This window comes from uncultured Nonlabens sp. (assembly GCF_947495285.1).
Lineage (GTDB): Bacteria > Bacteroidota > Bacteroidia > Flavobacteriales > Flavobacteriaceae > Nonlabens.
The window spans coordinates 15,343-28,406 of sequence record NZ_CANLXZ010000036.1; the positions used below are offsets into that span (position 1 = coordinate 15,343).

General features: G+C 33.7%; 11 protein-coding genes and 1 tRNA gene. 5 read left to right on the forward strand and 7 right to left on the reverse strand.

Annotation, left to right across the window (positions count from 1 at the left end; all coding sequences use genetic code 11):
• Nucleotides 1-116: 116 nt before the first annotated feature.
• The 4 genes from Q0838_RS12695 to Q0838_RS12710 form a co-directional block, all read right to left on the reverse strand.
• Nucleotides 117-959: a M57 family metalloprotease gene (locus Q0838_RS12695; RefSeq protein WP_298955779.1), complete on the reverse strand. Its 843-nt coding sequence runs from the start codon at nucleotides 957-959 to the stop codon at nucleotides 117-119.
• 1,089 nt (nucleotides 960-2,048) lie between these two features.
• Nucleotides 2,049-2,124 (reverse strand) — tRNA-His (locus Q0838_RS12700).
• Nucleotides 2,125-2,241: 117 nt separating this feature from the next.
• Entirely contained in the window at nucleotides 2,242-2,958 is a 717-nt protein-coding gene (gene bshB1 / locus Q0838_RS12705) for a bacillithiol biosynthesis deacetylase BshB1 (RefSeq protein ID WP_298955781.1), read from the reverse strand.
• A gap of 1 nt (nucleotide 2,959) precedes the next feature.
• A complete protein-coding gene (locus Q0838_RS12710; RefSeq protein ID WP_298955783.1) occupies nucleotides 2,960-4,117 on the reverse strand; it encodes a PLP-dependent aspartate aminotransferase family protein in 1,158 nt (385 codons plus the stop codon).
• A gap of 454 nt (nucleotides 4,118-4,571) precedes the next feature.
• Between Q0838_RS12710 and Q0838_RS12715 the strand changes: the two genes are divergently transcribed.
• Complete coding sequence (locus Q0838_RS12715; RefSeq protein WP_298955784.1) at nucleotides 4,572-4,799, forward strand: hypothetical protein; 228 nt, start codon at nucleotides 4,572-4,574, stop codon at nucleotides 4,797-4,799.
• 93 nt (nucleotides 4,800-4,892) lie between these two features.
• On the opposite strand, the gene Q0838_RS12720 is transcribed toward Q0838_RS12715, so the two are convergent.
• Nucleotides 4,893-6,725 (reverse strand): cytochrome c peroxidase, encoded by a 1,833-nt coding sequence (locus Q0838_RS12720; RefSeq protein ID WP_298955786.1) that lies wholly within the window; start codon nucleotides 6,723-6,725, stop codon nucleotides 4,893-4,895.
• 1 nt (nucleotide 6,726) lies between these two features.
• A complete protein-coding gene (locus Q0838_RS12725; protein ID WP_298955788.1) occupies nucleotides 6,727-8,193 on the reverse strand; it encodes an alkaline phosphatase PhoX in 1,467 nt (488 codons plus the stop codon).
• A 275-nt stretch (nucleotides 8,194-8,468) separates the two neighbouring features.
• Here Q0838_RS12725 and Q0838_RS12730 point away from each other — a divergent pair, with 275 nt between their 5' ends.
• The 4 genes from Q0838_RS12730 (at nucleotide 8,469) to Q0838_RS12745 (ending at nucleotide 12,482) form a co-directional block, all read left to right on the forward strand.
• Nucleotides 8,469-9,269 carry an MBL fold metallo-hydrolase gene (locus tag Q0838_RS12730; protein ID WP_298955790.1) on the forward strand — a complete coding sequence of 267 codons (801 nt, stop codon included), beginning with the start codon at nucleotides 8,469-8,471 and terminating at the stop codon, nucleotides 9,267-9,269.
• A gap of 341 nt (nucleotides 9,270-9,610) precedes the next feature.
• Nucleotides 9,611-10,318, forward strand: a complete 708-nt coding sequence (locus Q0838_RS12735) for a DUF547 domain-containing protein (protein ID WP_298955792.1) — start codon at nucleotides 9,611-9,613, stop codon at nucleotides 10,316-10,318.
• Nucleotides 10,319-10,322: 4 nt separating this feature from the next.
• On the forward strand, nucleotides 10,323-11,204 hold the full coding sequence (locus Q0838_RS12740) for a transporter (protein ID WP_298955794.1): 882 nt from the start codon (nucleotides 10,323-10,325) through the stop codon (nucleotides 11,202-11,204).
• A gap of 12 nt (nucleotides 11,205-11,216) precedes the next feature.
• Nucleotides 11,217-12,482, forward strand: a complete 1,266-nt coding sequence (locus Q0838_RS12745; RefSeq protein ID WP_298955796.1) for an outer membrane protein assembly factor — start codon at nucleotides 11,217-11,219, stop codon at nucleotides 12,480-12,482.
• Nucleotides 12,483-12,535: 53 nt separating this feature from the next.
• On the opposite strand, the gene Q0838_RS12750 is transcribed toward Q0838_RS12745, so the two are convergent.
• Nucleotides 12,536-12,940, reverse strand: coding sequence for a DUF2306 domain-containing protein (locus Q0838_RS12750; RefSeq protein ID WP_298955798.1), 405 nt, complete (start codon nucleotides 12,938-12,940; stop codon nucleotides 12,536-12,538).
• Nucleotides 12,941-13,064: the final 124 nt, after the last annotated feature.

Here is a 13,064-nt window from a genome sequence, read left to right on the forward strand (position 1 = left end):
ATAATAAAGTAATACGATACCGAGCCTTATCGGACTAAATTTATATTTTTGGATGTAAAAAAAGCTCCACCTGTATAGGTCGAGCTTTAATTGAGTAGATGATAATTATCTTTAGATTAATACATTTGATCTAATGCAATTTTATCATTGTTGTTAAATTCTCCATCGCTTTGAGCAGAAAAACAAGCATTCATTAAACTAGTAGGGTCATATCCATTTACAGTACCACTTACAAAGACAGCACCAGTTGACCCTGCAGATTCACCACTTTGTCCACAAGACTGTCGTGAGAACCAGTCACTATGACGAAAACCTATAGAGTGACCTATTTCATGCGTGATAACGTGTTCATTTACGTTGGTAGAAAAACTTTCTAGATTATAAATCTGAATAGCGTCATGAGGTCTACCACTAGCGTCTGGGAATCCAGCTACACCACCTTGATTAGATGTGTTAAACGATGTGTCATAAACAAACATATCAGCATTATTCAAATTTGTTCCAAAAGTTAACCTGAAGTTAAGCGTCACATTGTTAAGTCTGTTATAGTTAGCTACTGCCCATCTAAGAGCTGTTTGAGCTTTACTAGAAAGACCGAATTGGTCATTTCCTGTGTAACCAACAATATCAATGGTTCTGTTATTTCCTGTTACTAGGTTATTAGTTCTGAACTGTTTTGTGAAGCTATTAATTTGTTCTAGAGCAAAAAACTGTTCTTCTAGTAGTGCGATGTCATCTTCTATATAGATTCTTTTTTCACTAGTTCCATCTGGGTATAGAAAATCACGTACCTCAATATCGTCTGGGTTGTGTCCTATTTTCTCGGCATGTTTTTTTGCCAATTCTAATAGACTTTCAGTTTGATCTACTGTAATTTCTTGATCTTGTTCACATGAAGTAAAGAGCATTGCAAAGGATGCTAGTCCTATTAAAGAAAGTTTGATTAGTGATTTTTTCATGGTAAATTATTTAAGGGTTTGAAAATTTATTTAATTGATGTTTTAAAAGTATCAGAAATTTCACATGTTTTAAATACTACTGATAAAACTTTAAATTTATTTATTTAACGTTAATTTTATGATATTTCTAATGAGCATCGCTGATTGAAGGCTTTTTATTACTTTTCGGGACTACTTTATTTTCGATGAAATACATTTTTATTGCTATATAAGTTATCGATAAGCGTGTTAAAATTTATCGATAGTTAATTTAATTTCCTATAAATTTAGTAGGGTAATGTGTTTTTAAAACGAAATAGAGCTCAATAAATCTCTATAAGTATCTTTTGAGCGATTTATTTATGTGTTTTTATCTAATTTTTAATACTTTTTTAGCACTTAAATATGATTTACTTGTATCAGTGATAAAATAATGATAATTCACTTAATATAGTAGACACCATAAGTGGTAGAAAAGAATATATTTTATAGTACCATTTGGGTACTTAATTAATTTAGTACTACACTTTGTGGATAATTTGATTTTGTTAAATAATATTGAGAATTTAATAATGGAAATTTGTCCATTTATGAAGTCAAAAAAGAACTTTTTTGTGTTTTAACTTATTGTTCTTAAAACTACGAGACAACATTTTAAAAGGAAGAGGTGAGAGTTTTAGAATGAATCAAAAAAAAGGTCTTAAGTAAAAAAGAAGACGTTAATGGAAATTTATGCAGTTATGAGTTGAACTCAGCATTGTTCTTAAAACTACGAGACAACATTTTAAGAGGAAGAGGTGAGAGTTTTAGAATGAATCAAAAAAGGTCTTAGTAAAAACTAAGACGTTAATAGAGATTTATGTAGTTATGAGTTGAACTCAGCATTGTTCTTAAAACTACGAGACAACATTTTAAAAGGAAGAGATGAGAGTTTTAGAATGAATCAAAAAAAAGGTCTTAGTAAAAACTAAGACGTTAATGGAAATTTATGCCGTTATGAGTTGAACTCAGGATTGTTCTTAAAACTACGAGACAACATTTTAAAAGGAAGAGGTGAGAGTTTTAGAATGAATCAAAAAAAAAGGTCTTAGTAAAAACTAAGACCTTTTAGGGTGGAAGACGGGATTCGAACCCGCGACTTCCGGCACCACAAACCAGCGCTCTAACCAACTGAGCTACAACCACCATATCAATGTGAGTTTTTTAAAGTGGGTCTCAAGAATTCAACCACCTGCTTTAAGCGGTTGCAAATTTAGTAAAATTATTAATACTGCGAACTATTTTTTTTATTTTTTTTTAAAATTTATTTCAGATCAAAAATACTATTTACCGCAGGATGTCTTTGTGTTGTAAAACCTTCTGCGTGTTCAGTTCCTATAAGCCTGCCGAAGTTTGCACTACGGTACATTATTGAATCTAAAAAATTCTTTGAGTTGATAGGTGTTTTAGGTCCATTATCATTAGGATTGAAAAATTGTGTTCCATAAGCTTGCACCGACGCCATTTTTTGATCCATGAATCCAGATATATCAACTACAAAATCTGGCTCTATGTCTAACCACTGAATGTAATGATAGACATGTTTAGGTCTCCAGTGTTCTTGTACTTTACCATCTAATGAGGTTTCTATTCTTTTTAATCCAGATAAAAAACAGCTGACACTAGTTAATTCAGAACCTTTGGCATGATCAGGATGCCTGTCTTTAATAGCGTTACATAGTATGATTTCTGGACGGTATTTTCTAATTATTTTAATGATCTCTAATTGGTGTGTTTCATCATTTTTAAAGAATCCATCTTTAAAGGCCAGATTTTCTCTTACAGATAGTTTGAGGATTTTTGATGCTGCGGCGGCCTCTTGATCTCTTATAGTGGCGCTACCTCTAGAGCCTAATTCACCTCTTGTTAAGTCTAGCACTCCTGTTTTTTTTCCTAAGGACTGTTCTTTAAGTAATACACCAGCACAGCTTAATTCTATATCATCTGGATGTGCTCCTATGGCGAGTATGTCTAATTTCATATTATTTTTTTTTACGACTTTTTTCCATAGCGCTTTCTAAGTCGTCTATAAGAATATCGATTTCTTCAATACCTACAGAAAATCTGAGTAATTTATCTGAAATACGTTGTTCAGATCTTTCTTGTGGAGTAAGTAAACTGTGAGATGTTGTACTAGGGGCAAGAATAGTACTTTCTACGCCTGCAAGACTAAGTGCAGGAAATATAACTTTTAGGTTTTCTAGAAACTCAGTTTGATTTATATGGTTTTTTAACTCAAAAGACATCATGCCACCGTAGGCTTTCATTTGTTTTTTGGCAAGTTGATATTGTGGATGCGACTTTAATCCAGGATAATTGACTGTTTTAATATCGGGATGTTTTTCTAGAAACTTAGCTATTTTCTTAGCATTTTTAGATTGTGTTTTTACTCTTAAGGCAAGAGTTTTGATACTGCGTTCTAAAAGCCAAACTGTTTGATCGCTTAAACTACCCCCATAATTTTTTGCAGTGTTCCATATTCTATCCATATTTACCTGACTGCAACTAACGGTACCGGCACAAATATCACTGTGACCGCCTAAATATTTAGTCGCGCTATGTATTATAATATCGATTCCAAAATCTGCTGGATTCTGGTTTATAGGTGATGCAAATGTATTATCTATTACGCTGGTTAAGGAGTTCGCTTTCGCGAAAGCGGAAACCAAATCCATGTCTGTCACCTCTAACAAAGGATTGCTAGGTGTCTCCATATAGATCATTTTTGTATTAGGCTGTTTACTTGCATTTAAACTCTGTTGATCTACATGTTCTACCATGGTGTACTCTATGCCGAGGTTTTTAAATTCGGCTGTTATGAAATAAGCAGTACCACCATAGATAGCACGTTGAATTATTACATGATCACCAGTTTTAAGAAAGGTTAAGAAAACGGCACTTATTGCTGCCATACCGCTACCGAATATCATACCAGCCTCAGTGTTCTCTAATGCTGCCATTTTTTTACCTAACGCAACTTGATTAGGTGTGTTAAAATATCGTGGGTATAAATTTGTTCCTTCACCTCGATAATCATAAGCAGTTGAGGTATATATAGGGGCAGTTGCACCACCGTAAACGTCATCTTTAAGTTGACCAGCGTGAACGCATAGGTAGTTATCATTGTATTTTTCTTTCATATTGCCGAAATTAATAAGATAGTTTTTGTTAAATGTAAATTAAAAGTGAAATATATAATTGAAATTATTACAAATAATAGCTTGTAGAATAATCCTTATTTTTTGGAGAGTTGATTCTATTCATAATAAGAGTATGCCGTTTGTAATATAAAAGAGCTGGTCTAAGTAATAAATTCAACTACTAACCCTTTACGTGGCGACGAGATGAATAATGAGTTACCGTATATTAAGATGGTTTAATTATGGATTATGTTTAAGGCATGATTTCTTTCTTTATCGTCCAGAATGTGTCATGCCTATACCGACAAAATAAGCACACCTAGATGTCGATAGTCATATCCATTTAGTTTTTACATCTACACGTGAGTCAGAATTTGAGGATAAAATCCACGGTGTCATCTATGTAGAAATAGTTGCTCGAGGTGTAGTGATTTTATATACAACTAGATGGTTAGTGAAAATGAATGAAGAGGAGCTTTATGAACAAGCGTGGTGGAGGCTGGATAATACAGTGTCACAAGGAACCACTGCAATTGATATTAAAAGTGATTATGGATCAATTATAAAAGGTGTAATGAAAATTATAATAGTCATATCACGGTTTAAAAAAAGTGGTACTAGTAGTAATCATGACCTACCTATAAAATCAGCTTTTTTAGGAGCGCATACTTTTCCCTTATAGTCGGCATACTTTTATATTTGAGTGTTTACTATACATTGAGGCGATATAAAAGAAGCGCAATTTTATGAATTGCGCTTCTTGAATAAGTTAGACCTACTGAGTGGTGTAGGATTCTTTTAAAAACTCTAGGTCAGTCAGAGTATTCATGAAGTTAATGAGATCTGTTTTTTCCTGATCTGTTAAATTCAATGGGTCTGTAGGTAGCGTCTGGTAATCTTGATCTGTAATGCCTATACCATAACCACCGCCTAAATCATAAAATTCTATAACATCTTCAAGAGTTTTGTAAGCGCCGTTATGCATGTATGGTGCAGTTAATGCCACATTTCTAAGAGTAGGCGTTTTAAAGAAATGTTTTCTATTCTCTGTTTTAAAGACATTAAATCTTCCTAGATCTTCATCAATAACGGCATTTACTGTCACAGACTTTGAGGGTACACCTAGGTGTTCTAATTCGGTTTCCATAAAATCTGGTGGAACAGTACCATTAAAAACTGGGGCAAAATGACAGGTAGCACATTTTGCTTTACCATTAAAGAGGTTAAAACCATTAATCTCTGAATAGGTAAGTGTGTTGACCTCATTTCTGATATTGCGATCCCATTTTGAATTCCAGTAATTAAGACTGCGCACATAGTTTGCAATGGCCGTTCTTACCGCATTTTGATTAATTGTAGTGTTGTAAGCGGTTTTAAAGGCTATTATATACTCTGGGTCTTCATTTATATGCTCTGTAAAATGTTTTAAATCTGAATGAAATTCTTGTGTATTATTAATAACAGATACTATTTGTCCCTCTAGACTACCGGCTCTTTTATCATAGAAAAAATCTTGTTGATAAGCGCTGTAGGTGAGGCTAGGGCTATTGCGAGTTAGACCTTTGGGTGTGGTTAGTCCGTCAGTAAAAGCAATATCACTTTTATGGCAAGTGGCACAACTTATTTCTTTAGAAGATGATAATTGATTATCGTTAAATAGACGTTTTCCTAAGGCTATTTTGTCCTCTGTTAATGGAGTTACTTTATGGCCTGCAAAATAATCTATAGACAGTGCTTCTTTAGAAAATAAGCTAGTGGCGTTATTATCAATGGCCATTTGTAAAGGGAATTGCACCTGCCAGTCCTGTGCTGTTTTATTCCATAATACTAGCATAGGATCTATGTGTAGTTTTATGAATTCATACCTATTAAATTCTTCAAAATTACTAGTCTCTAGAAATTCTTTTGAATCTTGGAATTTTTGCTTCCAAGTACTTTTTAATTGGTCATTTTTAAAATTGTTATTGTAGAGGTTTAATATTTGTTCTGCTTTTGCAAAAGCGGTAACAGCATCCATCAAACTGTTTTCTAAAACAGGTGAGTCAAAACCGGTTACACCTGTAGTGGCGGTGCGTATGAACTGTTTGCGTATCAACCATAAAACATGATAAGGTTTAAAGAATCTAATATCGGTATTTCTTATTAGAACCTGTAATCTAGACTGTAATTTACCAGCTGTTTTATGAATAGAAACAATGTCTGGTGTGTCACTGAAAATGTTTTCTTCTAGTGTCTGAAAGCTACTAGGGTGACTTATTTTAATGTCAGTAAGGTCTTCTTCTTCTACCTTAATAATATTAGGAGCATTTAAATAATTATAATTATTTAAATCTTGAAAAGATAGAATAGGTTCCATCTTTTTAAATTCTAAACGCGCTTTTTTAAAATAGAATTTTAAGCTGTCTGTATGTGTTGTTGATTTAAGAGAATCTATATAATTGTTGCACGAGGTAAGGTCGTTGATAAATAGTTCTTGCAGTTGCAAAGAAGGCTGTTGCTCTACTTGTGTAACATATTGTGGTGACTCATGTTTGCAAGATATCATTAATAAGAGAAGACCTGCGGTGCAGCAGGTCTTCTTTATTACATTTAAGTAAAATAGTGTCATCTTATCTTTCTAATCCAGTTAGAACATATAACATACTACCTTCTTTGCGGCTACTAGCAACATCTGTAACAGCGTTAGGGTCAGAAAAAGCGCTACCGTCTGCAGGTTCCCAACCGTGATTTTGGGTAACAACCATAAAAGTACCATCTATTCCTACCTGGTCAGATACGTCTATCATACCAGTTATTTCCCATACTCTATTTTCACTACCTATTCCTGCCGCAGTTGCGCTTACCTGGTCACACTCTAGTACTACTTTAATCTCACCAGTATTTAAGTTATATTGATATAATCTAGCGTAGTGATTTCTTACCGCATCATCAAAATAACCGTTAGGATCTTCTTGAATATAAGCATAGTTTTCAGTAACCAGAATGTTATCTGGGCTATGGAAACCCCATGCGGTACCACCTATTTTATCACCATCTAGAACGCAAGTTATTTTTGCAGGTCCTGTAGGATCTGTCTCATTTAACTCTACTTTATATATACGACCATATAGAGAACCTTTACCTACTAGAGCGTCTTTTTTACGTCCAGTTACTGCAAAGTATATTTCTCTTTGATTATCTCCGTCGCCGCGTCTCCAGTCTATATCTTCTAGTCTAGAGAAGCCCATAACTCCTTTAGTTTTAGCTTCAGTATCTAGTAGGTCTATGTTTTTTTCTGTTAACTCTACAAAAGATGCATCATAAGACTGTCCTTCTACCATATCCATTTCAAAGTTGATACCAGCCGTATCTACTTTTAGACCATAAAGATTACCATTATAAAGATCACCACGATCACCTACATACATACCTAACTGTCCAGATGGAGTATTGTTGTCAGAGTGATCGTCACCTATAAATACTACGGTTTTATCTTCATAAGCATCTTTACCTATTGCTACGGCATTTTCAGTACTCCATTGTCCCATGGCAGTAAGCATTTCTGGAAACATTCTGGAAGAAGCGTGCTTAGTGATTTCAGTTGCAAAAACACCTTTTGATGCGCCTCCCCATTCTCCACCAGAGAGATAAAGTGGGCCGAAACCATGCTCATCTACGGTAATTAAAGAACCAGAACATTGTGCTGTAGACCCTGTAGCTTCTTCATTTAATATATATTCTCCAGCTACAGGCTTAAATGTATTATCTAGAGTAATACGCGCTATAGAATAGTCTGCTTCAATATTATTTATTAAAGTATAGTCTTGCTGGTCTGCATTGTAAATTAGTCCCAGGCCGTCTGCCATAGAGCCGTAAACAAATTCTGGAGTTTCTGTTAGTTGATCTTCACTAGAAAGAATAGGGTAAACATTTACAGAAGAAAAATCTGAAGTAGTTTTTAAAAAGTTAGGTGTAATGGAGTGAGCTCTTAATTCCACATTTTCAGCCTGTGGATTGATAATTTGCTTATCGTCATCGTTACATGCTGTTAATGCTATCATTCCTGCAGCTGCAAAGATTAAGGATTTTGTTTTCATTTTGTAAGGTATTAAAGGTTTTTTTAAGTGGTCCAAATTTATTTTTATCCGTTTAAAAACATGAAAACTTAAGATGAAGCTTATTTTACATATATGTTATCGGTCACATGATCTAAAGTTATAGAATGGTTACCTATCTTAATTTAAGGTTTACACTCGGTAATCATAATTCTTATTTTTAAGTAGTTAAGTTTTCATTAGATCATTTTAGGTTTTTTTATGTAAAAGTAATTTTGTCATCATTAAATTTGAACTATCAATAAAAATAAGAAACAATGAAAAAAGTATGGATCACATTAACGGCTGCTTCTATAATGGCAATCTCTTGTAAAGAAATCAAGGAAGAAACCACCATAGAAGACGTAAATACTATTACCGAGCAGGTAGAATCAAAAAACGCTGTTATAGCTAACGATGTGAAGGTTATGCCTATATCGCATGCTACATTTGTTCTAGACTGGAATGGTCAAATCATTTATATAGACCCAGTAGGTGGGGCAGCTGCCTTTGAAGGAATGCCTGCTGCAGACTTTATTTTTGTAACAGACATACATGGGGATCATCTCAATGCAGTAACTCTAGATGCAGTAAGAACTGATGGTACAGAGTTAGTGGTGCCTAGCGCTGTAAATGATAAGATTAAAGAAGATCAAAAAGCAATTGTACTCCATAATGGAGACACTACTACAGTTAATGAATTAACTATAGAAGCCATACCTATGTATAACCTTACTGATGGTCGATTAGACAAACACATAAAAGGTAGAGGTAATGGATATGTGCTAGAGAAAAATGGATACCGTATCTACATATCTGGCGACACAGAAGATATTCCAGAGATGAGAGCCTTGAAAAATATAGACAAAGCATTTGTGTGTATGAATTTACCTTATACGATGGATATAGACCAGGCGGCAAATGCTGTATTAGAATTTCAACCTAAGGAAGTAGTACCTTATCACTATCGTGGTACAGACGGTTTTCAAGATGTAGAAAAATTTAAACAAATGATTAACGACACTAACAGCGATATTGAGGTGACTCTTTTAGACTGGTATCCAGCTACTACAGAATAGTGTAATAATTATTTTTTTAATGAAAGGGAAATACTTAAACGGTATTTCCCTTTTTTTAGGTCTTAAAATGAGATGTAGATGGTGTTGTTCTCGCTTTCGCGAAAGCGGATATCTTAAAATTATACAGCATAAAACCATTAAACGGGAAAAATATAGCATCGTAAAGGTAAAATGTTTCTAATAGTAACTGGTATATAAAACTATGTTTGTAGTGCAATCTAGCATTATTACTACATTTATAAGCCACTGTTATAATCTTGTGATAATACTTGAAGTTTAATTGATATTTTAAAGAAAGCTATTTATAGCAAATAATTCTAATTTTGATAAAAATTACAAACATGAAAAATAAATTATATAGTCTCCTGTTTATACTTCTCATATCAAGTATAGGAAATGCCCAAGATTTAACATCTTTTCACAATAAGCTAGACATATTTTTAGGGAAATATGTAAAAAGCGGTAAAGTAGATTACAATACTATAAAAGATGATAGAAGTGAATTAGATCAATTAGTTTCTTTATCTCAAGAGATAAGAGTTGAGTCGTCTCATGCGATTGATTTTCAAGCGTTCTGGATCAACGCTTATAACCTCCATGTGATAAAAGGTCTGGTAGATAATTATCCTATTTCTTCTCCACTAGATAAACCTGGCTTTTTTGATAAAACTAAATACGCTATCGCAGGTGAGAATATTACTCTAAATGATATTGAGAATAAGATGTTACGTGCAAAATTTAACGATGCTAGATTTCATTTTGTATTAGTATGTGGCGCGGTAGGGTGTCCACCGTTAATATCTCAGGCCTATTTACCGTCTACATTAAATGCACAATTAGAACAACAGACTAAGCTTGCTATTAATAACGATAAATTTATAAGGCCTGGTAAAAAAGTAGCAGTCTCTCAAATATTTGAATGGTATAAAGCAGACTTTGAGAAAGATGGAAAGACTATAGATTTTATAAATAAGTATAGAAAAGAGCCTTTTACTCCTAAAACAAAAATTAAATATTATACATATAATTGGAAAATCAATAAAAAATAAGAAAATGAAAAAAAAATCAACCAACATATGGCTGCTACTGGCATTTGCATTTACTTTATTTACGGTACAGGCACAAGAAGATATTGAAGAAGAAGGATCTGTAATACAGACTTTAACACCATCAAAATTGATAGGTAAAGGACAATATGATATAAAATGGTTCAATAACCTTTATACTCAGACAGAAAGTACTTTCACTGAGGGAAGAGAAGCAAGAGAGACATTTTTCACCTCTACACTAGAGGCATATACTGGAGTAGGTAATAATAAGAAATGGAATGTAGGTGTAATTCTAGAATTGCGTAGTAATGTAAAAAGAGATCAATGGCCGTTAGAAGCTTTACGTTTTCAAAACATAGAAGGTGAGCGAGCATCTGGTCTTACAGCCTTTGCACCATCTATAAAGTTCGTTCCTTTTGAATCTATAAATAATTTTTCTATTCAGAGTTCTGTGTTTATACCGCTCGTTAAAGATGAGGTAAAGGATGGTGTTTTTCTAGCTCAGAAAAGTTATCGCATCCAGAATAGATTTTTCTACGATTACACTTTCCCTAGTAAAGACTGGCAATTATTTGCTGAGTTGAATTCTGAATTTAGTTTAGGGAATAAAGAGGACAGTTTTGCAAATAACAGTTTAAACCTAACACCAGGAGTGTTTTTGAGTTATTTCCCGTCTTCTAAATTTACTATTCTTGCACTAGCACAACACTCGCAACGTATCGATTTAGGGAATGATTTTCCACAAGACTTTACAGCGATAGGTGGTGGTTTTAAATATCAATTAACTAAAAAGCTTAATTTAGAGACACTTTATACTAACTTTGTAAGAGGTAATAATACAGGAATAGGAGAAACTTTTAATTTAGGTTTGCGAGTGGTCCTTTAAAAAAAAGAAACATTGTCCCATAAACAATTTAAGACACTTATCACTCTAGCGATGCTAGTGGTAAGTGTTTTTTCTTTTAGTCAGACTGTCCTAGAAATAGTAATACAGGATAATAAAAAGACTAAAACGTCTTATATAAAATCTATCATTAATTTAAGGATAGGCCAGCAGCTAGATAGCACGCTATTAGAAAATGATATCATAAGATTAAAACGTGAATCAGGAATTGCTCATGCGTATTACCAAGTACATAAATTAGACAGCGATTATAAAGTAGTCTACGGTGTACAAGAGAATTTTACCATCATCCCATATTTTAATTTTTATACCACAGATGAAGATGAGGTAGCCTATCGTGTAGGTGTTACAGAATTTAACACACTAGGAAGAGGTATAGCTCTAGGAGTGTTTTATCAAAAAGACATCTTTGATTCTTATGGTCTTAATATAAGAGCACCTTATATAATTAATAAAAAGTGGGGATTATCTTTTATGGCACAATCGCTCACAACAGAAGAGCCTGTTTTTTTTAATAATCAAGTGGCGCAGTATAAATATAATAACGTTTCCTTTACTGCGGGAGTTTTAAATCAATTTAGTTTAAACCATCGTGGCGAAATAGCGTTGAGCACCTTTACAGAAAAATACAATTATTTAAGAGGCGCCACATCTACTGCGGTTCCACAAAAATTAGAAGTAAGTAAATTTTTGGCAAAGGTTATCTATGAATATAATGGTGTAAATAGCTACTACCAGTACCATGAAGGGTTTAAGAGTCTCTTCAATTTACAATATGTAGATAGTTCAGATAGTGCGTTACCTAGTTTTACTATATGGAGAAATGACTTTACCTATTTTCATAGGATAGGAGAGCGTGGTAACTGGGCAAATCGCTTAAGAGTAGGTTTTTCTACTAATGACGATTCTCCCTTTGCTCCATTTGCGGTAGATAATAATTTAAATATACGCGGTGTAGGTAATACCATCGATAGAGGTACAGCAGCCCTTGTTTTAAATACAGAATACCGTTATTCTTTTATAGATAAGGACTGGTTTGTACTGCAGGGAAATGCTTTTGTAGACGCTGGATCGTGGAGAAATCCAGGAGGAGAATTAACCGATTTTGGTAATTCTCAAAACATTAGAGTATATCCAGGTATAGGTTTCCGTTTTATTCATAAACGCATATTCAATACTATTTTTAGAATAGATTACGGTGTAGGAGTCACGCGAGATGCTACGCAGGGTTTTGTCTTTGGCATAGGGCAGTATTTTTAATAAGATAAGGATGTTAATTCCGCTTTCGCAAAAGCGAGTTCTGTAAAATCATACTACCCAAAAAAGACTTCGTACATAAAACGACCAGGTACTAATGTAAAGCCGCCTGCTATGATTAATGCACCTATGTAAAGAAAAACCATTTTAAATTTATGTTTTTTTACCTGTCCTTTTCTAATTGCGATGTACGCAGTAGGAACCGACCATAGAGTAAGAAGGCTGAATAAGTGAATGTAACCAAAGTGGTTTAAGAATTGTGGCCCTACCATGGCAGGCATAAAAAGAGAAACTATCGCGGTTACCATCATAGAGATCATGTAATACTTACCTAAATTCCTGTGCCAGACAGTCCCTTTACTGAATAGTAGAAGGTAGGCGCCTATAAATACACATGGGATTACCGTGATTAAATGTATGTACATTAGTGTGTAATAAAGTGTAGAGTAGTGGTCTTCCATTTTATGTTTTTTTTTCAAATATAAATGTATAGAAAAGTTTAGACAGTTATTATACCATTTTTATTTTGAAAAGTCGTTATTTATAGTTATATTTATGGATGGCAAAACCGAAAGAATTTTTGAT

Bases quoted from the DNA above. Each gene is read 5' to 3' on its own strand.
- Q0838_RS12725 (WP_298955788.1), bottom strand. From the start codon at position 8,193: ATGAAAACAAAATCCTTAATCTTTGCAGCTGCAGGAATGATAGCATTA.
- Q0838_RS12730 (WP_298955790.1), top strand. From the start codon at position 8,469: ATGAAAAAAGTATGGATCACATTAACGGCTGCTTCTATAATGGCAATC.
- bshB1 (WP_298955781.1), bottom strand. From the start codon at position 2,958: ATGAAATTAGACATACTCGCCATAGGAGCACATCCAGATGATATAGAA.
- Q0838_RS12720 (WP_298955786.1), bottom strand. From the start codon at position 6,725: ATGACACTATTTTACTTAAATGTAATAAAGAAGACCTGCTGCACCGCA.
- Q0838_RS12740 (WP_298955794.1), top strand. From the start codon at position 10,323: ATGAAAAAAAAATCAACCAACATATGGCTGCTACTGGCATTTGCATTT.
- Q0838_RS12735 (WP_298955792.1), top strand. From the start codon at position 9,611: ATGAAAAATAAATTATATAGTCTCCTGTTTATACTTCTCATATCAAGT.
- Q0838_RS12695 (WP_298955779.1), bottom strand. From the start codon at position 959: ATGAAAAAATCACTAATCAAACTTTCTTTAATAGGACTAGCATCCTTT.
- Q0838_RS12750 (WP_298955798.1), bottom strand. From the start codon at position 12,940: ATGGAAGACCACTACTCTACACTTTATTACACACTAATGTACATACAT.
- Q0838_RS12710 (WP_298955783.1), bottom strand. From the start codon at position 4,117: ATGAAAGAAAAATACAATGATAACTACCTATGCGTTCACGCTGGTCAA.